The 23,611-nt window shown below is 47.8% G+C and carries 18 protein-coding genes; 9 read left to right on the top strand and 9 right to left on the bottom strand.

Features of this window, described 5'->3' with window-relative positions:
• The first annotated feature begins 1 nt into the window (after position 1).
• Positions 2–544, top strand: a complete 543-nt coding sequence (locus FHW36_RS02705) for an O-acetyl-ADP-ribose deacetylase (RefSeq protein WP_145661837.1) — start codon at positions 2–4, stop codon at positions 542–544.
• 105 nt (positions 545–649) lie between these two features.
• Here the strand turns inward: FHW36_RS02705 and FHW36_RS30395 are convergent, their stop codons facing one another.
• The 4 genes from FHW36_RS30395 to FHW36_RS02690 form a co-directional block, all read right to left on the bottom strand.
• Positions 650–793, bottom strand: a complete 144-nt coding sequence (locus tag FHW36_RS30395) for a hypothetical protein (RefSeq protein WP_169192743.1) — start codon at positions 791–793, stop codon at positions 650–652.
• A 70-nt stretch (positions 794–863) separates the two neighbouring features.
• A complete protein-coding gene (locus tag FHW36_RS02700) occupies positions 864–2,837 on the bottom strand; it encodes an alpha-ketoacid dehydrogenase subunit alpha/beta (protein ID WP_145661834.1) in 1,974 nt (657 codons plus the stop codon).
• 35 nt (positions 2,838–2,872) lie between these two features.
• Positions 2,873–3,223 (bottom strand): phage holin family protein, encoded by a 351-nt coding sequence (locus FHW36_RS02695; protein WP_145661832.1) that lies wholly within the window; start codon positions 3,221–3,223, stop codon positions 2,873–2,875.
• Positions 3,224–3,362: 139 nt separating this feature from the next.
• Entirely contained in the window at positions 3,363–4,298 is a 936-nt protein-coding gene (locus FHW36_RS02690; RefSeq protein WP_145661830.1) for a hydroxypyruvate isomerase family protein, read from the bottom strand.
• Positions 4,299–4,468: 170 nt separating this feature from the next.
• Here FHW36_RS02690 and FHW36_RS02685 point away from each other — a divergent pair, with 170 nt between their 5' ends.
• From FHW36_RS02685 to FHW36_RS02675, 3 genes are all read left to right on the top strand, one after another.
• Complete coding sequence (locus FHW36_RS02685; RefSeq protein WP_145661827.1) at positions 4,469–5,434, top strand: formylglycine-generating enzyme family protein; 966 nt, start codon at positions 4,469–4,471, stop codon at positions 5,432–5,434.
• Positions 5,435–5,479: 45 nt separating this feature from the next.
• Positions 5,480–6,811, top strand: a complete 1,332-nt coding sequence (locus FHW36_RS02680) for a Gfo/Idh/MocA family protein (RefSeq protein WP_145661824.1) — start codon at positions 5,480–5,482, stop codon at positions 6,809–6,811.
• Positions 6,812–6,908: 97 nt separating this feature from the next.
• Positions 6,909–8,201: a D-alanyl-D-alanine carboxypeptidase/D-alanyl-D-alanine-endopeptidase gene (locus FHW36_RS02675; protein ID WP_145661822.1), complete on the top strand. Its 1,293-nt coding sequence runs from the start codon at positions 6,909–6,911 to the stop codon at positions 8,199–8,201.
• Here the strand turns inward: FHW36_RS02675 and FHW36_RS02670 are convergent, their stop codons facing one another.
• Entirely contained in the window at positions 8,202–8,858 is a 657-nt protein-coding gene (locus FHW36_RS02670) for a hypothetical protein (RefSeq protein WP_145661819.1), read from the bottom strand.
• 458 nt (positions 8,859–9,316) lie between these two features.
• Here FHW36_RS02670 and FHW36_RS02665 point away from each other — a divergent pair, with 458 nt between their 5' ends.
• Together FHW36_RS02665 and FHW36_RS02660 are read left to right on the top strand one after the other, a co-directional pair.
• The gene (locus tag FHW36_RS02665; protein WP_145661815.1) at positions 9,317–12,385 is read left to right on the top strand and encodes a SusC/RagA family TonB-linked outer membrane protein; all 3,069 of its coding nucleotides are present in this window, start codon (positions 9,317–9,319) and stop codon (positions 12,383–12,385) included.
• Between the two features lie 10 nt (positions 12,386–12,395).
• The gene (locus tag FHW36_RS02660; RefSeq protein ID WP_145661812.1) at positions 12,396–14,150 is read left to right on the top strand and encodes a RagB/SusD family nutrient uptake outer membrane protein; all 1,755 of its coding nucleotides are present in this window, start codon (positions 12,396–12,398) and stop codon (positions 14,148–14,150) included.
• Positions 14,151–14,217: 67 nt separating this feature from the next.
• Here the strand turns inward: FHW36_RS02660 and FHW36_RS02655 are convergent, their stop codons facing one another.
• Genes FHW36_RS02655 through FHW36_RS02645 form a run of 3 tightly spaced genes read right to left on the bottom strand, consistent with a single transcriptional unit; the run spans position 14,218 to position 18,170 of the window.
• Positions 14,218–15,672: a Gfo/Idh/MocA family protein gene (locus tag FHW36_RS02655; protein ID WP_145661809.1), complete on the bottom strand. Its 1,455-nt coding sequence runs from the start codon at positions 15,670–15,672 to the stop codon at positions 14,218–14,220.
• 48 nt (positions 15,673–15,720) lie between these two features.
• Positions 15,721–16,413 (bottom strand): gluconate 2-dehydrogenase subunit 3 family protein, encoded by a 693-nt coding sequence (locus tag FHW36_RS02650; RefSeq protein WP_145661806.1) that lies wholly within the window; start codon positions 16,411–16,413, stop codon positions 15,721–15,723.
• A 17-nt stretch (positions 16,414–16,430) separates the two neighbouring features.
• Entirely contained in the window at positions 16,431–18,170 is a 1,740-nt protein-coding gene (locus FHW36_RS02645) for a GMC family oxidoreductase (protein WP_145661803.1), read from the bottom strand.
• 82 nt (positions 18,171–18,252) lie between these two features.
• On the opposite strand from FHW36_RS02645, the gene FHW36_RS02640 reads away from it, so the two are divergent.
• Positions 18,253–19,719: a gluconokinase gene (locus FHW36_RS02640; RefSeq protein WP_145661800.1), complete on the top strand. Its 1,467-nt coding sequence runs from the start codon at positions 18,253–18,255 to the stop codon at positions 19,717–19,719.
• Between the two features lie 28 nt (positions 19,720–19,747).
• Here the strand turns inward: FHW36_RS02640 and mutL are convergent, their stop codons facing one another.
• On the bottom strand, positions 19,748–21,649 hold the full coding sequence (gene mutL / locus FHW36_RS02635; protein WP_145661797.1) for a DNA mismatch repair endonuclease MutL: 1,902 nt from the start codon (positions 21,647–21,649) through the stop codon (positions 19,748–19,750).
• A gap of 324 nt (positions 21,650–21,973) precedes the next feature.
• Here mutL and msrB point away from each other — a divergent pair, with 324 nt between their 5' ends.
• Together msrB and FHW36_RS02625 are read left to right on the top strand one after the other, a co-directional pair.
• A complete protein-coding gene (gene msrB / locus FHW36_RS02630) occupies positions 21,974–22,465 on the top strand; it encodes a peptide-methionine (R)-S-oxide reductase MsrB (protein WP_145661792.1) in 492 nt (163 codons plus the stop codon).
• Positions 22,466–22,550: 85 nt separating this feature from the next.
• Positions 22,551–23,567 carry an SRPBCC family protein gene (locus FHW36_RS02625; protein ID WP_186452281.1) on the top strand — a complete coding sequence of 339 codons (1,017 nt, stop codon included), beginning with the start codon at positions 22,551–22,553 and terminating at the stop codon, positions 23,565–23,567.
• Positions 23,568–23,611 lie beyond the last annotated feature (44 nt).

Genomic DNA, 23,611 nt, shown 5'->3' with positions numbered 1-23,611 from the left:
TATGGCATATCGAAAGATTCGTATTGTAAAAGGGGATATCACTAAGATAAAGGCAGATGCGATCGTTAACGCGGCCAACTCATCGTTACTGGGTGGGGGCGGTGTAGATGGGGCTATTCATCGTGCCGGAGGTCCTGACATCCTGAATGATTGCAGGGCAATTGTGGCGCGGCAGGGAGGCTGTAAAACAGGTAATGCGGTGATTACCACTGCAGGCCGCCTTCCGGCAAAACATGTAATACATACGGTGGGCCCGGTTTGGAACGGAGGCGATAAAAATGAAGTGACGCTACTGGCCAACTGTTACCGGCATTCACTGGAACTGGCGTCCCGGCATCACCTTGCCACTATCGCATTTCCTAATATCAGTACCGGGATCTATCATTTTCCGAAGGAACTGGCCGCCAGTATTGCCATGAACACGATTGTAACTTACCTGGAGGAGCATAGCGACATAGAGGAAGTGATCCTGGTATGCTATGATGATGAAAACTTGCGCTACACCGAGCAGTATTATAACCAGCACATAAGGCCCGAGGAATGATTCCCCAGCAGATAGGGCATTATACCGGTTCGGGTACAAATGCAAAAAGGCTTCCTGTTGAGGGAAGCCTTTTTGACTATAGTGCGATGTAAAAAAGCGAAGTGATTAGAGCTTGGCGTACTTTACCCAGGCGTAGATAAACATAGCAGCAAAAACGATAATAGCTACCGGAGCCAGGAAGTGGCCAATACTATCTCCAACTTTGTAGAAGTTGGTGGTGTGTACAACTGTTAAAAGATTCGTCAGCATTGTATAATGATTTATATTATTCCGGGTGCAAATTAAATCATTCGGGTCAAATTCCCAATCAAAGGAGCTGTTACCATGTCATTAATTGCTGTATACATTGATCCAGTCTTGATTTGGCGAGAAAATTTTTTTCCAGTGCGCCTGCAAAAGGGATGGGAGTGTCGAGGCTGGCGCAACGCATCACCGGTGCATCGAGTTGGTGGAAGCAGTGTTCGGCAATCCAGGCGCTGATTTCTGCGCCGAAGCCGCCGGTAAGGGTATCTTCATGGAGTACCAGCACCTTCCCGGTAGCGGCCACCATGGCCTGTATAGCGGAGTAATCCAATGGCAGGAGCGTCCGGAGATCAAGAATGCCCAGTGATACTTCAGGATGCAGGGCGGCATATTCCAACGCCCAATGCACCCCGCTGCCGTAGGTAATGATGCTGATATCCTCTCCCGGCTGTATCAGCGAAGCTTTCCCTATCTCTATGGTATAGTAATTTTCCGGTACATGACCGCTGATACTGCGATACAGGGCTTTGTGCTCAAAGTACATGACGGGGTTGGGGTCTGCAATAGCTGCGGTGAGCAAGCCTTTGGCATCTTCCGGGGAGGAGGGATACACTACTTTGAGGCCGGGGATATGTGTAAACCAGGCTTCATTGCTTTGAGAGTGGAAGGGGCCGGCGCCCACACCGCCACCGGCGGGCATCCGGATCACCACATCGGCTGGCTGGCCCCAGCGGTAGTGGATTTTGGCCAGGTTATTCACAATCTGGTTAAAACCGCAGGAAACAAAATCGGCAAACTGCATTTCTACCATGCTTTTGAAGCCTGCGAGGGCTAAGCCCAGCGCAGTACCGATAATAGCGCTTTCACAGAGCGGGGTATTGCGCACCCTATCTTTGCCAAAGCGGGCTACAAGTCCCTCGGTAATTTTAAAGGCGCCACCATATTCGGCAATATCCTGTCCCATCAGGATCAGCTCGGGATGTGTTTCCATGGCCTGGGTGAGGCCTTCCGTGATGGCGTTGATAAAGCGTTTTTCGGAAGAGGCGCCTGTAGCGGAAATTACGGCCGGCGCCGGGGCGTATACATCTGCCAGTTCTTTCCCGGTGTCTGCCAGGATGGGAGTATCTGCCAGTCCCTTGGCTACATCCGTTTCAATATGCTGGCGGAGGGCATCGCGGATGTTGGTCATGTCGGAAGCCGACAGCAGGCCCGATTCCTCGAGGAAGGTTTCATATTGCCTGATAGGGTCTTTTTTAGCCCATTCTTCAAACAGGGCCGGGGGAACGTACTTAACGCCGCTGGCTTCTTCATGACCGCGCATGCGAAAAGTCATCGCTTCTATCAGCACTGGTTTCTGCTCCTGGATAGCATAAGCCCTGGCGGTACATATCGTTTGGTATACTTCCAGCAGGTTATTGCCATCTACCTGCACTCCCTCCATGCCATATCCGATGGCTTTGTCTACCAGGTTTTTGCAATGATATTGTTCGGCAACGGGAGTGCTTAAGCCATAGCCGTTATTTTCTATGAGAAAGATAACGGGCAAACCCCATACAGCGGCCACATTCAATGCCTCGTGGAATTCTCCTTCACTGGTGCCGCCTTCACCGGTAAAGGCCAGCGATACTTTCTTTTCTTTTTTCAATTGATGCGCCAGTGCAATGCCATCGGCGATGGATAGCTGAGGGCCGAGGTGTGAGATCATGCCACAAATATGGTGTTCGCGGCTACCAAAATGGAAAGACCGCTCCCGGCCTTTACTATAGCCATGTTCGCTGCCCTGCCATTGCAGCAGGAGTTTATCCAGGGGCATTTCACGGGTGGTAAATACGCCAAGATTGCGGTGCAGCGGTAATATCCATTCGTCTGGTTCCAGCGCCAGGGTGGCGCCCACAGCAATGGCCTCCTGTCCGATGCCGGAAAACCACTTGCTGATTTTTCCCTGCCGTAGTAACAACAACATCTTTTCCTCTATCAGACGAGGAAAAACCAAGGCTTTGTAGAACGATATCAATTGTGCATCGCTCAGGTTTGACCGGTCAAAATGCATATAACCAACGTTTTTACAGGCGATAAAAGGCGGAATTAATCCTGGTTGCCACCGGCAATATTGATCAGGATACTATTAATGATGGTCATGATAATACTGAAGAGGAGTGCCCACCAAAAGCCGTCTACCTTAAATCCAGGGACCAGCTTGGCGGCCAGCAAAATAATGAGCGCATTGATTACAAACAGGAAAAGCCCCAGCGTAAGAATGGTAACAGGAAAAGTAAGGATCACCAATAGTGGTCTTACCAAAGCATTTAATATAGCTAAGACCAGTGCGAGTATCAGTGCAGTAATAAAGTCATCTACTTTTACTGCCGGTTTTAGCAGGTAAGCGGTTAACATGGCGGCTAAGGCACTAACTAGTATGCGGATTAAGAAACCCATAGCAGATTGATTTACTAGTTAAGTTACCGAAAAAAGCAGAAAGCGGAAAGCAGAAAGAAAAAAGCCATTGTGGAGATTGATAAAGCGATTTGTTAACATTCGCTAAGATCAATCTCTACAATAGCTTTGTGTATTGTTGTTACAGGAAGTTGTCAGCGTCTCTATAAGCTTTAATCAGAGCGGATTCGCCGTCAGTGCTTTTCCCGGCCATACCGTGCTCCATTCCTAATACTCCTTTATATCCTTTTTGATGTAGGTGTTTGAAGATGTTTTTATAGTTCACTTCACCGGTGCCGGGTTCTTTACGACCCGGGTTGTCGCCGATCTGTATATAGGCAATCTCGTCCCAGCACATATCCATTACAGGAATCAGGTTGCCGGTATTGCGTTGCATATGGTAGAGATCATATAAGATTTTACAGGAAGGACTTTTTACTGCTTTACATATTTCAAAAGTTTGTTCGGCGGTACGCAGAAACAGGTCTGCATTATCGCTCAATGGTTCCAGTACCATTACTAATCCATGTGGTTCAAATATTTCAGCTCCGGCGCGGAGTGCATCTACAACATGAGCAGTTTGTATACCCATAGGCAGATTGCGCTCGAAGTAGCCGGGAACCACGGTAGCCCATTTGGCGTTGCAGCGTTTGGCTGTTTCTACGCTGTCTTTACAGGTTTTTATAAAAGCATCTTTGAATTCCTGCTTACCGGTGGTCAGCGAAGTTTTCCAGTTGTTGCCGGTATCCACTACAAAAACGCCCATCTGCATACCGAGCTTGGCCAGCAAATCGCCTATTTTAGCTTGTTCAGCAGCGGGGCGCCCCAGCATTCCATTATCTTCGATAGCCCGGAAGCCCTGATCGTACATGAATTTTATCTGGTCAAGAAAATCATCGCTTTTAGCGCTGTTTTTAAACATGCCATCATGCGGGGCGTAATTCATATTGAATGTCTTGCCTGCAGCCGCTTGGGGATGGTGCCCGGTAGCCGCTTGCGCGGCATTGGTAAGGCCGCCTAATGCGAGAGCGGAAATGCCCGCCAGGGTACCGTTTTGCAGAAATTGTCTTCTTTCCATAACGTTGAATTTTATTCTCCGGAAGCTAAATTTAATAGGTTTTATAAGGAAATGCTAATATCTGTGAAAAAATTTCAATTCATCAGCCATTTCCCGCATTCATCAAAAAAGATTGCATTCCAGATTAGTTTTTTTTAAATTCACTCCTCATATTCTCAATCAAGCTATAGATGACTAAATCGCATGTGACCTTACTGCTGAGCGGACTGCTCAGCCAGGTTGTTATCGCACAAACCAAAACGGCATTTGAACCATACAGCCAACAGATTCCAGGAACCGATGTCAGTTTTAAGATGGTACCCATTAAAGGCGGCAGCTTTGCCCTGGGTAGTCCGGCCAGTGAAAAAGGCAGGAAGAATGATGAAGGACCTGCAAAAACGGTTCAGGTTTCCGATTTCTGGATGGGTGCTACAGAAGTCACTTTCGACGAATATGATGTATACGCAGATGCAGAAAAAGATAAAACACCCATACCCGATGGCATGACCCGCCCCAGCCCTCCATATATTGATCTTACTCTGGGAATGGGTAAAGCTGGCGGTTTCCCGGCCAACAGCATGAGCCAGTATGGCGCCCTGATGTATTGCCAATGGTTGTACACTAAAACCGGCGTATTTTATCGACTGCCCACAGCAGCTGAATGGGAATATGCCTGCAGGGCTGGCGCCAATACAGCGTATCCTTTCGGTGCTGATGCCGCTCAACTGAAAGACTATGCCTGGTTTAGCGGCAATAGCGAACAGAAATACCACAAGGTAGCACAGCTGAAACCCAACGCATGGGGCTTATACGATATGCTTGGTAACGTAGAAGAGTGGACACTGGATCAATATGACGAAAATGGGGTGGCCAATGCTAAGGACAAAGATCCCTGGACGGTACCCACGGCTAAAACGCCTCGTTTGCTGAAAGGAGGTAGCTACCAGGACGATGCGGTATTGCTGCGTAGCGCTGCCCGGTTGAAATCAGATCCGATATGGAACCGCCGTGATCCCCAGATCCCTAAAAGCTCCTGGTGGAATGCCGATGCGCCTTTTGTGGGTTTCAGGATCATACGGCCGGTGAAACAACCTTCTGAAGAGGAAGCCAAACAATTTTTTGCAGATATTATCGCGAAATATAAAGGTGCACGCTAGACTAGATTATCATCCTAAAAATCTAAAAAAATATCTTATTCATTTATGAGCAACGAAAACAAATTCCACGGTGAGGGTCGCCGCGAATTCGTAAAGCAAACCACCTTACTCGCAGGGGGATTGCTGGCGATGCCCCTCTTATCTAAAGCTAACTTCTTCTCCGGCGCCAACGGCGTGATTAAAATTGCGTTGATCGGCTGCGGTGGACGCGGTACAGGCGCAGCTACCCAGGCACTCAGCACAAAAGAAAATGTGCAGCTGGTAGCAATGGCAGATGCCTTCCCCGATAGATTGAAAGATAGCTATGACAACATTAAAGACGCCCTGGGCGATAAAGCTGACCGTGTAAACGTACCGGAAAGCAATAAGTTCATTGGCTTCGATGCATATAAACAAGCCATAGCGCTCGCCGATGTAGTGATATTGGCCACTCCTCCCGGTTTCCGGCCTATCCATTTCGAAGAGGCCATTAAACAGGGTAAGCACGTGTTTATGGAAAAGCCGGTAGCTACCGATCCTGCCGGTATTAAAAAAGTACTGGAAGCTGCCGCACTGGCCAAAACTAAAAAACTGAACGTAGTAGTAGGCTTACAACGCCGCTATCAGAACTCTTACCGCGAGTTGTACAAACGCTTCCAGGATGGTATCATCGGAGACATGCTTTCTGCACAGGTATGGTGGAACCAGGGCGCACTGTGGGTAAAGCCGCGTAAACCCGAATACACTGAAATGGAATACCAGATGCGCAACTGGTATTATTTCAACTGGCTTTGCGGGGATCATATCGTAGAGCAACATATTCACAATATCGACGTAGGTAACTGGTTTATGGGCGCCACTCCTGTAACAGCCAGTGGTATGGGGGGCCGCGCCGTACGTACCGGCAAAGAATACGGTGAAATTTTTGATCACCACTATGTAGAATACCGTTATGCCAACGGCGTAGTAATGAATAGCCAGTGCCGTCACTGGAAAGACGCACCCAGCAAGGTTGATGAAGAAATTGTAGGTACAAAGGGCCGGATCTACTGCGACAAGGGCACTATTGTAGATCACAAAGGAAAGGTGTTGTACCAGTTTGATAAAAAGAAAGAAAACAATCCTTACCAGACGGAGCACGATGAGCTGTTTGCCGCCATCGCGAAAGGGGAGTACAAATTTGCGGATGCAGAAAGAGGAGCACATACTACGCTGTCTGCCATCATAGGCCGTTTGGCTACTTATTCCGGCCAGGTAATTGACTGGAACGTAGCGCTGAACTCAGGCCTGGATATACATCCGAAAAGATACGCGTTTGATGCAGAACCGCCGGTAATGCCGGATGCATCAGGTAATTATGCTTATGCAAAACCAGGTATCACTAAATATTTTACCTGATAAGTAATACAGCCATTTTAAACAGGTCAGGGATTTGCGGGAGGAACCAGTCGTAGTTCTTCTCACAAATCCCTGATTCATTTTGTAAATTCCGCCTATGAAAAGACTTTTCTTCCTGCTTATCTTCTCCTGGATACTAACACCTGCTGCGGCACAAACAGCAGCCATTAAAAAATGGGCGGAAACGGAGTTGTTGCATAAAATACCTATGGAACAAGCCCATGCCGGTATTTGCATCTATGAACCCGCCACAGACAAATACTGGTATCAATACCAGGACGATAAATATTTTACTCCTGCTTCCAATATGAAGATCTTTTCCCTGTATGCCGGGATGAAGTTGCTGGGAGACTCACTTCCCGCAGTCCGTTACTATGAAAATGATACAGCATTGTTTTTAAAAGGCATGGCGGATCCTTCTTTCCTCCATCCCGATTATACTTATCAACCCTTACTGCAATTACTGCAGCAAACCAATAAGAAAATCTACCTGGTACCGGCAATGAATGTCAATCAACGCTATGGGGCCGGTTGGTCGTGGAGTGATTTCGCGGATGATTACCAGCCGGAACTGAATGAATGGCCTATGTACGGCAATGTGGTACGGATCCGGCATCATCTGGACAGCAACAGCATTAGCCCCGCGTTATATGACCTGGATATTACGGCAGATGATACCCTGAGTGAATCTATTGTTACCCGGGATGAACGCCACAATTTCTTCTACCTGAAATATAATCCGAAAGATAAGAGCGCCCTGGAGGCAGAGGTGCCATTCATTACCGGATCTGTGCAGGAGCTCCGGCAACGGCTGGAAGATACCCTGCATAAACGTATAGGGCTGGCCGTTAATCCTCCGGCAGGGCGGTTCAATGTATTACGCAGTATTCCTGCTGATTCCCTATATACGCCGATGATGCAGCGCAGCGATAACTTTTTTGCCGAGCAAACACTAATGATGGCGGCGTCAACACTCTGGGATACTATTAATAGTACCCGCGTCAGGGAATACCTGTTGTCGCATGAGCTGAAGGTATTGCCGCATCCGCCTACCTGGGAAGACGGATCGGGTTTGTCGAGGTATAACCTCTTTACACCCCGTGATTTTGTTACCGTGTTATCGCTGTTGAAAGCACAGTATCCGCAGGACCGCCTATGGCACATCTTCCCAACAGGAGGGAAAGGAACATTGAGAAATTATTACCAGCAACAGTTTGTACATGCCAAAACGGGTACGCTAACCGGCGTAGTAGCTTTGAGTGGTTACCTGGTAACGAAGAAAAATAAGTCACTGGTATTTAGTGTATTGGTGAATAATCACCATGAAACGGCCAGCAGTGTTAGAAAGGCGATAGAGCGGCTGTTGACAATGATATGGAGAGAATATTAATCAGGGCATCAGCGTATAAGACACTATCCGCGTAGTATCCTGTTCCTGGTCGGCTTCTATCAGGCCAATGCCTTTGCCGTAATAGCTGGTGGAAAGCGTGCCAACCGGAACAGCATTTCCCAAAACAAGTGCATAAGCGTCCATTCTTACGGCAATTACTTCCGCGTAGTCCTTGCCGTTAACAGCTTTGGTAACGCCTTTCTGGGTAACGGTGAACTGGATAATGCCAGAGGTGCTGATGCCTCCATTGCTAACGGAAATGGTATCCTGCCAGGAGGTGCCAACAGGCACATTATCTTTCAGATAGGTAAGTTTCAGATCATCGGCCTTATAGCCCTGGAAGGTAAGAATACTGGCTACCTGTGTATAAATGCCGGTATTGCAGGCGGAACAGGTGAATACACTGTCGTTGCCTATCTTCTTATATACATTGCCATTAATGGTAGTATCTCCCGAAACGGTGAGCGTATAATGAGTGGTATCCTTTGCACTGTTCACATTCACGTAAGAAAAAGAAGAGCCATTTGTATAGGGTGCATAATCACAGTTACCCGCGGGTGGCTGTGAGTTATCCCCCTCCCGGCTCATTTCTTTACTGCAGGCAAACAGCAGGGTAACTGCAGCCAGCATAACGATGAGGACGTAACATTTTTTCATAAAGGATGGTCTTATACACCTATAACGTTAACAGGTATAAATTTATGCAAAAAAAGGCATTGACGCCGATGCTAATAGCTTTTTAATACACCCTTTTCCAGGCAGCTGCAAATAGCCCAATAAGTGTTTCAAAATTAAGCGCTCACTTCCTCATAAATATTAGAGATAATGGTGAAAAAGACATTTATTTTTAGAAAATAATTAAGACATTTATAAATATCTTACAAAGACATGATAGCCCGTTTGAAAGATATTGAAAACCGATTCATAGATAAAAAACGTATCATTATCGATTTCACTTGTTGTAGCGCGATAGGCCCTGATGGGGAAAAATGAAAAACTATTATTAAACCAAAATTTGAGTCGTCCAAAATCACATGCCGTTATGATTACCGATTTAGCTAAACAATAGCTAGATAAATCAAACATTTTATTATCATCTCTAAATCACTTGTAGCATGAATCCACGTTATGCAAAGGCTATGCTATTGCTATGCCTCTTTGCGACCACAACGAGCGCCGTGACTGCGCACGCCCCAATGCCCGGAGTTTGGCAGCAGGGCAATCTTGTTATTAAAGGAAAAGTAAAAGACATCAATGGAAACCCGTTGCCCGGGGTAACCGTGTTGGTGAAAGACACTAAAAAAGGCGCCACCACCGATGAGAAAGGAAACTATGTACTGAACGATGTAAAAAAAGATGCGGTACTGGTATTTCAGTATATCGGCTTCGACCCACAGGAAATAAAGGTGGAAGGAAAACCCAGTGTTAATGCAGTATTAAAGGAGAACCAGAAAACGCTGGATGAGTATGTAGTAGTAGGATATGGTACCCAGAAGAAAGTGACTAAAACCGGCGCCGTATCTTCTGTTAAAGGAGCAGAATTACAGCAGTCGCCCAACGTGAATATCTCTAATTCGCTCGTAGGACGTATTCCAGGGATTATTGCTGTGAACAACAGTGGAGAACCCGGTTACGATGGTTCCCGGATATTCATCCGTGGTCGTAGCACCTTGGGCAACAGTGCTCCACTGGTGGTGATAGATGGCTTTCCCCGGGATGGTTTTGAGCGAATGAATCCTAACGATATCGAAAGCGTTTCCATCCTGAAAGATGCGGCAGCGGCGATTTACGGATCCCGTGCAGCCAATGGCGTTATATTGGTAACTACCAAGCGGGGTAAAGGTGGTAAACCCACACTGGGATATGGCTACAACCAATCGTTTGTTACGCCTACCAGGTTGCCTAAAATGGCCGATGCGCCTACATATGCGCGGGTAGTCAATGAAATCCTGAAATATGGCGGCGATAAACCGAAATACACGGAAGATGAAATAAAGAAGTTCGGCGACGGCTCCGATCCCTGGTTGTATCCTAACACCAACTGGTATGACGCCGCTATTAAAAAGATTTCCCTGCAAAACAGGCATGACCTTTCCCTGAGTGGCGGTACCGAAAAAATGTCGTACTACGTATCATTAGGATCGCTGTTCCAGGACGGTATTTATAAAAGCAGCGCCACCAACTATAAGCAACAGAATGTCAGGGCCAACCTGGATGCGGTGGTAAACGACTATATCCGCCTGCGTTTCGACCTGGCAGGCCGTTTGGAGAACAGAAACTTTCCTCCACGTAGCGCCGGCTCTATCTTCAGATCTCTGATGCGCGGACGCCCAACAGAAAACGCCATCTGGCCCAATGGACTGCCCGGACCGGATATCGAATACGGTGATAACCCGGTTGTAACCGGAACTAACGCCATCGGTTATACGAATGATAAAAACTACGTTATTAATACCAATATGTCTGCCGTAGTAAATATTCCGTGGGTACAGGGAATGTTTGTAGATGGTAGCTTTGCTTATGACCAGAATTTCGATTTCGTAAAATCTTATATTAAGCCATGGACCTTATATACACTCAACGATGTAAATGATCCAACGCACAAGCTGAATGCAGGATCAAGAGGCGTGAGTGCGCCACAGCTGAACGAATCTTTTGGAACCCTCAGACAGATCACGTACAATATTAAGCTGAACTATGTTCGTTCTTTTGGAAAACATAATGTCAGCAGCTTCATCGCCTTTGAACAGGCAACGCTGCGGAACGACAACTTTGCTGCCAGCAGAAAGTATTTTATCAGTGATAAATTGGATCAGCTGAGCTTAGGTGCAGACAAAGAAAAAGATAATAGCGGCGGCGGTTTTGAGTATGCGCGTCGTAACTACTTTGGCCGTGTTTCCTATAACTATAATGAAACCTACCTGTTTGATTTCAATATGCGTTATGACGGTACGCAAAACTTCCCTAAAGGCCGCCGCATGGGCCTTTTCCCTGGCGCCTCTGCCGGATGGGTATTGTCTAACGAGCCATTCTGGAAGCAGAGTATCCGCACACTCGACTACTTCAAGATCCGCGCTGCATGGGGACAGATGGGTAACGACCTGATTGACCAGTTCCAGTATCTCAGCACCTACGGTTTCAGTGGTGGTGGCGTAATGTTTGGTGGGGATCTGAACAAAGGTCTTTACCAGTTGAGATCTCCCAACGAAGCGATCACCTGGGAAGTGGCCAACAACTATGACGTTGGGGTGGAAGCAAAGGTATTGGGCGATAAGCTGGCGTTGGAAGCAGACTATTTTATGACGCGTCGTTCCAACATCCTGGTAGCCCGTAGCCAGTCTATGCCGGGATATACCGGAATGACCCTGCCACAGGAGAATATCGCAAAGGTGCAAAACAAGGGCTTCGAGTTAGTAATGAGCCATAAACGGGACATTAAGAAATTCCATTATGAAGTAATCGGAACTGTTACCCATGCACAAAACAAAGTACTGTTCTTTGATGAAACACCGAACCTCCCCGTATGGCAACAGGCCACGGGTAAGCAAATAGGCGCCCCGCTTTATTACCAGGCTATCGGTATCTATAAAACACAGGAAGAAGTGGACAAGAGTGCACACGTAGGTGGCGCCAGGGCAGGAGATGTGATTTTCAAAGATGTGAATGAAGACGGCGTCATTGATGATCTCGACCGCGTTCGCCAGGACCGTACAGAAAACCCCACCTGGATCTTTGGATTAACGGTTACCGCAAAATTTAAAAATTTCGATTTTACCATGTTATGGCAGGGCGCTACCGGCGCGAGCCAGTACCTGCGTACAGAATCCGGTTTGATTGGAAACTTCCCTATGGCGTATGTACAGGACCGCTGGACAGAAAGCAACCCTAATGGTTCCTGGCCCAGAGCGTATGACCGTGACCGTGAGTACTGGGTAAATCGCCAGAATACGTTCTGGTATTGGAACACCAACTATGCCCGTTTAAAGACGCTGGACCTTGGTTATAACTTCCCATCGCCAATGTGCAAACGCATAGGATTACAAAATCTGCGTGTATATGTAAGTGGACAGAACCTGCTCACCATAGACAAAGTGAAGATTTTCGATCCTGAAGCGCCCAGTGGCAGCGGACAATACTACCCACAAACCAAGATCTATAATGTGGGATTAAATGTAACCTTTTAATTAGCGTGTTATGAAAAAGACAACCATCATCAAATATATAGCGGGCGCATTTATTGTAGGTGCGGCCGTAAGCAGTTGTAACAAGGATTTCCTGGAGAAAAAACCGCTCACGGAGTATGAAGAATCGGATGTCTGGAAAGACGTGGGCCTGGTACAGGCATTTGTAAATGATTTGTATGTGCAGATGCGTCCGGGGTATAATGAAGTAATGCTGTCTTCCATGACAGATGAAAGCCGTTTTATTCACGATTATAATACTTCCAGGGTAGTACAGGGCAATGCCAGTGCCGATGATGTAGGCGCCATTAATGATTTCGCCCGCTGGGATCCGCATTATAAAGCTATCCGCAACTGCAACATGTTCCTGGAAAAGATAGCCTCCGTTCCTATTACAGATGAGTCCCGGCGTACCCGGATGACCGGCGAAGTACATTTTATGCGCGCCTGGTATTACCAGATGCTGGTAAGGTACTATGGCGGCGTACCCCTGATTACCCGGACATTTAATATCAAAGGCGATGAGCAGGCCATTTTGAACATAAAGCGGGCTTCTTTTGATGACTGTATCAAATTCATTGTGGCAGAGTGTGACTCGGCCATCAAGCAGTTACCATCTGCTTATGATGCGGTAGCCAATAAGGGAAGGGTAACCGCTGCCGCCGCGATGGCGCTGAAATCCAGGATACTGCTTTTTGCCGCCAGTGATTTATTCAACGATAGTAAAGTGCCCAATGAGCTGATGGGATATAAGTCGGGTAGCCAGACCGACCGCTACAAGCTGGCCATGGCCGCCGCGGATGATATCATCAAATTAAATACTTTCCGGTTGTATAAACCCACAGACAACGCCACAGATAACTACAGCCGCGTGTTCCTGGACAAGGATAATCCTGAGCTGATCTTTGTAAAGTTATATGACAAGGCCTTATTAGGCACTTCACATGACCTGTATAATGGACCTAATGGGTATCATAACTGGGGCGGCAATGTGCCTATTGAAAACTTTGTAACGGGCTACCAGATGAAAGATGGTACTCCTTTCTCCTGGGGTAATGCAGTACAGGCCCAAGCGCCATACGCTGACAGAGATCCCCGGTTTTATGCTACTATCTTGTACGATGGTGCAAAATGGAAGCCCCGTCCATCAGATGCGGCTAAAATCGATCCTGTTGGTGTTATCCAGACAGGTAAATATGAAGCCACTAATGGTAAAGACAGTGTGTGGGGGCTCGATACGCGCAACAGTACCATCGAAAACTGGAACGGTACTTTCTCCGGTTACTACCTGCGTAAGTTCATGGATAAAAACCTGGATGCACAATTTTTCCGGGGCGATCAATCCTGGGTATTCTTCCGGTATGCTGAAATATTGTTGAACTATGCAGAAGCAGCCATTTGGTCGGGCGATGAGGACAAGGGAAGAGCGGCATTAAACCTGGTAAGAGAACGTGCGGGTATGCCGTTGATCACCGCCTCCGGCGCGGCGTTGAAAGCAGCGTTGAAATATGAAAGACGTTATGAGCTGGCATTTGAAGAGCACCGTTTCTTTGATGCGCGCAGATGGAGAGATGCAGAGACAGCGTTTAATGAAAATGCAAAAGGCATTGAAGTGCTGGGCTCCCAGATCGCTGGCCATCCTTTTAAATATAACGTGATCAGTATCCAGGACCGTAAGTTTGTAAAAGCGAAGAACTACCTGTTACCTATTCCTGCCAATGAAATCAGGAAAAACTCAAATCTGCAGCAGCAGGTTGATTATCAATAGAATTGAATCGTTTTATAAAAAAATGCCGCGAGATCATCGCGGCATTTTTTATAAATAACGTTAACGATTATACGCCGAGTGACCAGCCATCGCGGTAAGTACGTTTTACAAACTGGTTAGCCTCATCGAAGTTGGTGATTTTCATATTCTGTCCATCCCACAGCAGTTTAACATAGCGGCCTGGGTAGTCAAAGCCTTTGCCATTCGCTTTTGGCTTGCGGATATCGAAGCTGCGTATGGCCAGGTTGGCCATCAGGATAGATTCTGTGAGTGGTCCTGCGATATCAAATGGAGAGCTGAGGGCTTTTTGCTGTTTACTGCCAAAGCCGGCAATGGCGGCGTTTACCCATTGTACGTAGTGGCCTTCCGGAACACGTGCAATAGTTTGTGGCACGTTTGCTTCTGTTGTCCGGGAAGTAGGCAGCAGTTTTGGATACATACCATAGGTACCGCACATCATTTTGCCTTTATCTCCTATAAATAAGGCGCCGTTACCACCGTCTCCCATGGTTTCATTAGGGCCCAGTTCTTCAGGACGCTCCGGCTGAATGCCACCGTCCATCCAGTGAAGCGTTACTTCTTTACCATTTTTACCCGGGAATTTCATGATAACATGAGAAGAAGGAGGACAGCTTTCGGGGAAGTATCCGCGGGTAAACTCACCTACGTATACACTACCCACGCTACACTCTACGGAAGTAGGGTAGCCAAGGCCCAGCACGCGGAAAGGTGGTTCAATAATATGACAGCCCATATCGCCGATAGCGCCGGTACCGTAATCCCACCAGCCGCGCCAGTTGAATGGTACCAGGTTATCCACATAGTCCTTTTTAGGAGCGGTACCTAACCACAGGTCCCAGTCCAGCTCTTTGGGAACATCCTGTTTGCCGGTAGGCCAGGGAATACCCTGTGGCCATACGGGGCGGTCGGTCCAGCAATAAACAGTATGTACATCACCAACTAAACCTGCGTTGTACCATTCCATCAGCTGACGAACGCCATCGCCGGAGGAGCCCTGGTTACCCATCTGGCTTACCACCTTGTATTTATTGGCGCCCTGTGTGAGCATGCGGGCTTCGTAGATGTCGTGTGTCAGCGGTTTCTGTACGTACACGTCTTTTTTCAGCTGCATGGCGCCCATTGCTGCTACGGCATGGGTGTGGTCTGGTGTTGACACCGACACGGCATCAAAATTTTTATGTTCCTTTTCGAACATCTGCCGGAAGTCCTTATAGAATTTAGCTTTAGGGAACTTCTTAACGGCTTCCGCTGCGCGGCGTTCATCTACATCGCACAGGAAAGTAATATCAGCAGGACCTTTGGCGAATTCAGAGATATCGCTGAATCCTTTACCGCCCACGCCGATACCTGCTACGCGCAGGCGATCGCTGGGGGCTACATAGCCGCGGCCAAGTACGTGACGTGGAACTATCATGAAACCGGCGGCAGCCAGTGCACCGTTTCTCAGGAATGATCTGCGGGAAACGTTGTTTTCTCCCTCATTCTTTTTTTCTGGAATCATTGATGTGAAGTTTTCTGGATTTAAATTATGAAATAGCTAGTTAGGTCGTTATTCCCAGGTCATCAGCTTACCCCTGTCTTCGATTTTCAGGCAGGTAGCCAGCGTTTTTTCATCATAAGCATACCCATACTGCTGTAACACATCGGCAGGTACGCCATCCCATTCGTTGGGCGTGTTGCCTACGTAATTCAGGTCTTTGATGCCTATCTTACTGGTGAAAAATCCGGTGGCGGTAAGATTCCGCATCCTGTTAAAAAAGGCAACGCCCTGGCTATTTTCCGGTGCTGCTTTTTCCGGGTAAGCAATCAGGTCTACTATCGCAATGCGTTGTTGCTCGCTGCAATCTGCAAATGATTTGTTGTACCGCCTGGCGCATTGTACGTCCAGCCAACGGAGTCCGCCCCGCATGGGGAGCTGATGCTCCGGCATATCTTTTACAATAAATTCAATGAATTCAGGCACTTTGGCGTCAGATGCGCTACCGGAGTGTTCATCGGCCGGAATGATGATATCTGCCAGGATAGTGATGGTTTTCATTTCCTCGGGGGTGAAGAATTTTTCATCCATCAGCGCTTTATCCCGCTTTACTTCATCCGCGGTGCGGCCATAGCCGGGCGTTTTGGGCACCTCGTCTTTATGGCCGGTATCGCCTTTTTTATCTTCACAGCCGGTGGCAGCTAAGATGGTACCTACTGATAGGGTTCCCAATGCCAGGGCCTTCAATGATTCTCTTCTGTCCATGAAAAAAGCTTAAATGATTAGATACTCTGTTTTTTCAATTGGTCTACGATATATTCTGATGCCCGCATAGAAAGGGCCAGGATGGTCCACGTAGGATTTTTATCTGCCTGAGATACAAACGCGCCGCCATCTACTACGAAAAGATTTTTAACCTCGTGTGCCTGGTTAAATTTGTTTAACACAGATTTACGTGGATCGTCTCCCATGCGGGTAGTACCTACTTCGTGGATAATACGACCGGGGTTTTCCAGGCCATACTTGGTATCTGCACCGGGTTTGGTGCCATTGGCGATGCCTCCCATTTCATGGATAATCTGCTCAAAGGTATCCTGCATATGTTTGGCCTGTTTGATTTCGTGGTCACTCCAGGTATAATGGAAGCGGAGTACCGGGATACCGAATTTATCTACCACGTTCGGATCTATTTCGCAGTAGTTATCTTCCCGGGCAATACATTCGCCTCTACCGGCAAAGCCAATGTGGGCGCCATAGAAGCGGCGATAGTCGTCTTTCAGGGAGGAGCCGTAACCGCCGGCCGGTTTTAATTTGCCGTCGCGGCCGGGGTATTTCCCATTCATATGCTCCATACCAAAGCCATAGCCATAAGAAGGCATGTGCATACCACCGCCAAACTCAATGTGATAGCCGCGGGGAAAGTCCAGCTTTTTGTTATCGCCCCACCAGGGTACATACATATGCATACCGCCTACACCATCTTCATTATAGCGTTTGCGATCCATCAGCTGTGGCAGGAATCCTCCCCTGGAAGACCCGGTAGAGTCATGGAGGTATTTACCTACTACACCGCTGGAGTTGGCCAGCCCATTAGGATGCTTGGCCGATTTGGAATTGAGCAGCAGACGGGCCGATTCGCAGGCGCTGGCTGCCAGCACCACTACTTTGGCATTAACGGAATATTCCTGCATATCCGTTTTGTCAACATAGGCTACGCCGGTGGCTTTACCACTGTCGTCGGTCAATACTTCCCGCACCATGGCGTTGGTATACAAGTCTACATGCCCGCTTTTCATCGCCGGTTTTACCAGTACAGAAGATGCGGAAAAGTCGCCATATACGGTACATCCCCGGTTACACTGGCTACAGTAGAAACAAGGGCTGCGGTCTTTATTAACAGAGCGGGTGAGAATGGATAAACGTGCCGGGATAACTGGGATGCCCAGCCGATCGCCTGCCTTTTTTATCATCAGCTCATGCAGCCTGGGTTTGGGAGGAGGAAGGAAGAAGCCATCGGGCTCGTTAGGCATATTTTCTTTAGATCCGAATACGCCGATCATTTTATCAACGCGGTCGTAATAAGGAGCTACCTCTTCGTACGTAATAGGCCAATCATCCCCTAATCCATCATAGGTTTTGTGTTTAAAATCGCGGGGGCCAAAGCGGAGTGAAATGCGGCCCCAGTGGTTGGTTCGACCTCCTAACATGCGGGAGCGGAACCAGTCGAATTCGGTGCCATCTTTTTTCGTGTAAGGCTCACCGTTAATTTCCCAGCCTCCGTAGGCAGCGTCAAAGTCGCCAAACGGACGGGTGGTACTAGCCCCTCTGCGGGGCGATTCATACGACCATTTCAATTGGGTGGCCTGTTCAGGATCGGCAGGGTCGTATTTTGGACCCGCTTCCAGGAGGGCTACTTTCAGGCCGGCATCAGATAAAATCTTTGCTGCCATTCCTCCTCCGGCGCCGGAACCAACAATACAAACATCGTAAGCCTGCCCCTTTTTTTTGATTTCGAAAGCCATTTGCGTGGATATTTTAGACTTTTTATAAGAAACACCGGTTTTAAATCTATAAATTAAATGCGGAAAAAGGAAGGTTTTTTATATGAGCGACCATCATGCGTATATTATCGGCGTAGATATAGGCACCAGCAGTGCAAAATCGATTGTGCTAAGGATGAACGGCAAATTTGGAGCAGTTTTTCAACAGTCGTATCCTACCCAACATCCGAAGCCCGGTTATAGTGAGCAATCGCCCGAAGTAATACTCGATGCCGTCAAAACCGGTATCCGTACCGTAGTAACCGAAATGGGCTATCCTCCCACAGCGATTGCCTTCAGCAGTGCAATGCATAGCATGATGGCTGTAAGTCGATCCGGCAAAGCGCTGACGCCTCTTATTATCTGGGCCGACAACCGGAGCGAATCCTGCGCCATAGCCCTTCGCAATACCCCGGAAGGGAAGGAGATATACCGGCAAACCGGCACGCCTGTGCATGCGATGTCGCCGTTATGTAAGCTGATCTGGCTACGGGAGCAGCAACCGGAGCTGTTTGTGCAGGCGGCTATGTTTCCGGGTATTAAGGAATATATCTTTCATCATTTCTTTGGGAGATATGTAACCGATCACTCTATAGCATCCGCTACGGGCTTATTCGACATTCATGCTTTGCAATGGAATGATACCGCGCTCCGGGTAGCAGGTATCCGGCCGGCACAGTTGCCGGATCCGGTATCGGCCGACTCAGTGATACAGGGGCTCTTACCCGCAGTGGCAGCGGATTTGGGTATCCCGGCCAACACGCCCTTTGTTATAGGAGGCAGCGATGGTTGCCTGGCGCAATTGGGCAGCGGCGCCATGTTGCCGGGGCATGCCACGCTCACCATCGGCACCAGTGGGGCGGTGAGGATGGCCGGTACCCAGGCTCTCACCGATAGCCAGGGCCGTCTTTTTACCTATCTCCTTACAGATCATATATATATTACCGGTGGCGCCTCTAATAATGGTGGGGTGGTATTGCAATGGCTGATCAGGGATTTTCTGCAACAACCGCCGGAAGCACTGGATAGGTTGGTGAATGAAGCCCTGAAAATCCAATCAGATAACCTGCTATGCCTGCCTTACCTGCTTGGGGAGCGGGCGCCTATGTGGAACAGCCATGCTACTGCGGCATTTATAGGTATACAACCCCAACATACCCCCGCACATTTTACCCGGGCGGTGTTGGAAGGTATTTGTTTTGCCTTGTTAAGTATTAAAGCCGCATTGGAGGAAACTGCAGGGCCGGTGCAAAAAATATTGGTGAGCGGGGGCTTTACCCATTCGCCGGGCTGGATTCAGCTGATGGCGGATATTTTCGGGCAAACGATGTATCTGCAACAGGAGCGGGATGCTTCTGCCTTGGGCGCTATTATATTGGCTACCAGAGCATTAGGTTTGTCCGAGCCGGTAAACGCAGCCACGGCTTCAGCTGTAGCATTTGATCCCGACAGGAGTTTATATGATGGATATCAGCAGAAATACCAGCGTTTCAGGAAGGTATATGAATTGCTGGAGGAGCAGAAAGCATAATGCAGAAGCGTTACGCTTTCTGCTCAAATCAGTTCCCCCGTTCAAACATACGGGCGAGGTCAGTGAGTTTGAAGGATATAAAGGTGAATTTGCCTCCGGGAGCCACATTAGGCATACTGCAGGCAAATAGTTCATCGATGATATTCTGCATTTCGCGGGCAGCCAGTACTTTGCCGGCAGGAATGGCGTTATTACGGGCCATAGAGCGAATGAGCTGTTCTCTCGGATTGACTTTCAGCTCGTGGCTGAAGTTTTTAAATTGTTCCAGCAGGTTTTCTATGGTAGCCTGGTTGTTGTTATTCTGGATGTCGGCCGGCGTACCGCGAACTACAAAGGTATTGTTGCCAAAAGGCTCCAGGTCATAGCCCAGTGTTTGCAGGTCGCCCAGCATTTCACTGATCAGGGCTGCATCTGCGGGAGGCAGTTGCAGGGTTTGCGGGAACAGGCTTTGCTGGGTGGCCATAGGCGCTTCCACTAAAGCGCGCTGGTAGCGTTCATACAAGATTCTTTCATGGGCCGCCTGTTGGTCTATTAATATAAAGCCTGATTTGATCTGTGATAAAATGTACTGTTGCTGTATTTGTACAGGTACTTTCTGGTCTTTCGGCGTATCCTGCCAGCGTTCATCGATAACGGAAGCCGTAGCGTGAGGCTGGCTTTCGTATGTTACAGCGGGCCGGGTTTCCGGTTCCGGTTCCACGGTATAGGCGCCGGTGCTGTAGCTGTCGTTGCTGCCGGCCGGCTCGTACAGGTCTTTCCAGTGTTTCAGGTTACTGCTGTTGCTGCTTTTATCGATCATATGGGCCTGGTTGGCCTGTGTGAAGGATTTATACAGGGAACTTTGCGTCGACTCTTGCTGTTGCTGTGCGGTAAACGGTTTGCTTACGGCATCCAGCGCCTGGATGTTGGGGTCGAGGTCAAAGTCCAGGGTAGCGGTAATGCTAAACTGGGCCAGGGAGTGTTTCACGGCCGATTGAACAAAGGCGTACATCAGTTTTTCGTCATCAAACTTGATTTCCTGTTTGGTGGGATGTACGTTGATGTCCACATGTTCAGGGTTTACATCAATAAACAATACATACAGGGGGAAGCTATCTGCCGGGATAATGTCGGCAAATGCGTTCATGACTGCATGATTGAGGTAGGAGCTTTTAATAAAGCGGTTATTGACAAAAAAGAACTGGTCGCCCCTGGTTTTTTTAGCGGTTTCGGGTTTTCCTACAAATCCGTACACATTCATGTAGTCGGTAGTTTCCTTTACGCTCACGAGGCGGGCATTATAATGTTGTCCCAGGATGGCAACGATACGTTGTTTAAGGGATCCTTTCTCGAGGTGGAACAGCTGTTGATTATTGCTGGTGAGGGAAAATTGCAGTTGCGGGAAAGCCATGGCTACCCGGATAAATTCATCTACAATATGCCTCATTTCCGCCGCATTGCTTTTGAGGAAGTTCCGGCGGGCGGGTACGTTAAAGAATAGGTTTTTCATGGCAATGCTGGTTCCTTCTGCCGTTTGACAGGGTTCCTGCTTTTGCACGAAGCTATTGTCTATTTCCACGTAGGTACCTACCTCGGAGCCCCGTTTACGGGTTTTGAGCTCCACTTGGGATACAGCGGCAATAGAAGCGAGGGCTTCCCCCCGGAATCCCATGGTAGTGATCTGGAACAGATCATCGATGGATTGTATTTTTGAGGTCGCATGGCGTTCGAAGCACATACGGGCATCTGTTTCGCTCATACCGCCACCGTTATCAATTACCTGCACTAACTCTTTGCCTGCATCTTTTATGATCAGCTGAATCTCGGTAGCTCCTGCGTCCACTGCGTTTTCAAGTAATTCTTTTACCGCTGATGCCGGTCTTTGTATCACTTCTCCTGCAGCTATCTGGTTCGCTATATTGTCTGGTAATAAATTGATGATATCCGCCACTTACTAGCCTTTTGCTGTAAAGTTAACAATTTCTGTGCAGTTGCTCATCGGTGATTATCAGACAGTTTTAAACAAAAAACCCACTGTTTTGTTAAATACGCCTTTGATTTGCAGGAAATAACAATCCATTATGCATATTCATACGTACTTTAAGTAGGAAAAAAAAGACGAAGCAACAGACTGACAACAATCGCAACGCTAGTGTTAATGAGAAGTTAACGAATCAAAACTTTACATATGTACCTATGGAAACTAATAATTTTGAATATCTCTATCAGGGGTACGAGCTGTACCTGCCCAAGTAACGGCGAAAAATAGAAATCAATGGAAGACGGAAAAAAGAAGGGAGATGTTTACTCCCATACAGATGCCAATAAAGTTAATCTGACCGACGAACAATGGAGGGAACTATTGCCACAAGAGGTGTATCACATTGCCAGGGAAAAAGGAACGGAATGGGCTTTTACCGGAAAGCACTGGAATAGCAAAGAAAATGGGACTTATTACTGTGCTGCTTGCGGAAATCCTTTATTCGTATCTGATGCCAAATTTGAGAGCACCTGCGGATGGCCGAGTTTCTTTCAGCCGCTTACCAAAACCAGTGTTATTTATGCCCCGGATAATACCCATGGCATGCACCGGACGGAGGTTTTATGCGGTCGTTGTCAATCGCACCTGGGACACGTATTCGACGATGGTCCACCACCCACAGGTCTCCGCTATTGTATTAACTCCGTGATCCTGGACTTTGAAAAAGCACAGGAAGCGAATGAGCGGTACGAGCAAAACAAAGCCAGCAATAATGAATTAGAGTAACCAGCATTCTTCTGCCTGATGCCAACGTGAGCTGTCGGTTGACAATAAAAAGATGTATTTTTATTATCATCAACCCCCGACAGTCATGAAAGTACTTAAAACACTCGCCTGGATTATAGGACTCATCCTGTTTATTGCTATTGTGTTGATCCTTTTTGCACCCACTGTAATGCATGTGGAGCGCAGCGTTGAAATCAATGCTCCTGCAAGCGTTGTATGGAATGATATTGTCAGATTCGAAAAGTTTAACGAATGGAGCGCCTGGAGACAGATGGACTCTACCGCCCAATACACCATCAGTGGTGATGATGGTACGGTAGGCGCCACCGATTCCTGGTCAGGGAAAAGAATAGGAGAAGGAAGATTACAACACCTGTCTTTAGAGCCTTATAAGGCGGTAACCCAGAAACTTACCTTTACAAGTCCTTTTAAGTCGGAGTCAGATGTATACTTCCAATTGTCCGAAGCAGCCGGAAAAACCAAGGTGATCTGGGGGTTCGATACGCATTACGACCGGCCCCAGAATGTGATGTCGCTTTTCATGAAAGGTGCACTGGAGAAGGATTTTGACCAGGGATTGCAACACCTGAAAAGCATGGCGGAGGCCGAGGTCAAAGGTCCCGGTACCCCTAACGGAATTGATGTAACCGTAAAAGAAATGAATTTCCCGGCTACTACCTATGCCGCCGTCAGGAAGACTATCCCGATGAGCAGGATTAGCGACTACTACCGCCAAAACCTGGAAACGATCTATAATGCTACCACTGCGGCTAATTTGCAGCCCGGAGTGCCCTGCGGTATTTTCTTTACCTGGGACAAAAAGCTGCACCAGACCGATATGGCGGCAGCTATTCCCGTACCGGAAGGCAGTAAACCCGGCAATGGCTATGAAATTATCACCCTACCCGCAGCGCAGGCAGCCTATGCAGATTATTACGGACCGTATAGTAAAATAGCCAATGCACATGTGGCTATTCAAAAGTTTATTACCGACAAAGGCAGAAAAATTGTTCCACCCACAATAGAGGTGTATGTAACGGATCCGGGCAAGGAAAAGGATAGTAGCAAATGGCTGACGAAGGTCATTTACTTTATGCAGTAATTATCCGGAGTAAAGAAGCGTAAGCAGTTGGCAGTCAAAAAGAA

The sequence above is a fragment of the Chitinophaga polysaccharea genome (genome assembly GCF_007829335.1).
Classification (GTDB): domain Bacteria; phylum Bacteroidota; class Bacteroidia; order Chitinophagales; family Chitinophagaceae; genus Chitinophaga; species Chitinophaga polysaccharea_B.
Note: the sequence above shows the minus strand (reverse complement) of the source record. Positions and strands in the feature narration are given on the sequence as shown.

What these genes read in the sequence shown, in the direction of transcription:
- FHW36_RS02645 (WP_145661803.1), bottom strand. Translation starts at nt 18,170, where the DNA reads ATGGCTTTCGAAATCAAAAAAAAGGGGCAGGCTTACGATGTTTGTATT.
- msrB (WP_145661792.1), top strand. Translation starts at nt 21,974, where the DNA reads ATGGAAGACGGAAAAAAGAAGGGAGATGTTTACTCCCATACAGATGCC.
- FHW36_RS02640 (WP_145661800.1), top strand. Translation starts at nt 18,253, where the DNA reads ATGAGCGACCATCATGCGTATATTATCGGCGTAGATATAGGCACCAGC.
- FHW36_RS02650 (WP_145661806.1), bottom strand. Translation starts at nt 16,413, where the DNA reads ATGGACAGAAGAGAATCATTGAAGGCCCTGGCATTGGGAACCCTATCA.
- FHW36_RS02670 (WP_145661819.1), bottom strand. Translation starts at nt 8,858, where the DNA reads ATGAAAAAATGTTACGTCCTCATCGTTATGCTGGCTGCAGTTACCCTG.
- FHW36_RS02700 (WP_145661834.1), bottom strand. Translation starts at nt 2,837, where the DNA reads ATGCATTTTGACCGGTCAAACCTGAGCGATGCACAATTGATATCGTTC.
- FHW36_RS02705 (WP_145661837.1), top strand. Translation starts at nt 2, where the DNA reads ATGGCATATCGAAAGATTCGTATTGTAAAAGGGGATATCACTAAGATA.
- FHW36_RS02685 (WP_145661827.1), top strand. Translation starts at nt 4,469, where the DNA reads ATGACTAAATCGCATGTGACCTTACTGCTGAGCGGACTGCTCAGCCAG.
- FHW36_RS02690 (WP_145661830.1), bottom strand. Translation starts at nt 4,298, where the DNA reads ATGGAAAGAAGACAATTTCTGCAAAACGGTACCCTGGCGGGCATTTCC.
- FHW36_RS02665 (WP_145661815.1), top strand. Translation starts at nt 9,317, where the DNA reads ATGAATCCACGTTATGCAAAGGCTATGCTATTGCTATGCCTCTTTGCG.
- FHW36_RS02675 (WP_145661822.1), top strand. Translation starts at nt 6,909, where the DNA reads ATGAAAAGACTTTTCTTCCTGCTTATCTTCTCCTGGATACTAACACCT.
- FHW36_RS02655 (WP_145661809.1), bottom strand. Translation starts at nt 15,672, where the DNA reads ATGATTCCAGAAAAAAAGAATGAGGGAGAAAACAACGTTTCCCGCAGA.
- FHW36_RS02660 (WP_145661812.1), top strand. Translation starts at nt 12,396, where the DNA reads ATGAAAAAGACAACCATCATCAAATATATAGCGGGCGCATTTATTGTA.
- FHW36_RS30395 (WP_169192743.1), bottom strand. Translation starts at nt 793, where the DNA reads ATGCTGACGAATCTTTTAACAGTTGTACACACCACCAACTTCTACAAA.
- FHW36_RS02680 (WP_145661824.1), top strand. Translation starts at nt 5,480, where the DNA reads ATGAGCAACGAAAACAAATTCCACGGTGAGGGTCGCCGCGAATTCGTA.
- FHW36_RS02625 (WP_186452281.1), top strand. Translation starts at nt 22,551, where the DNA reads ATGAAAGTACTTAAAACACTCGCCTGGATTATAGGACTCATCCTGTTT.
- FHW36_RS02695 (WP_145661832.1), bottom strand. Translation starts at nt 3,223, where the DNA reads ATGGGTTTCTTAATCCGCATACTAGTTAGTGCCTTAGCCGCCATGTTA.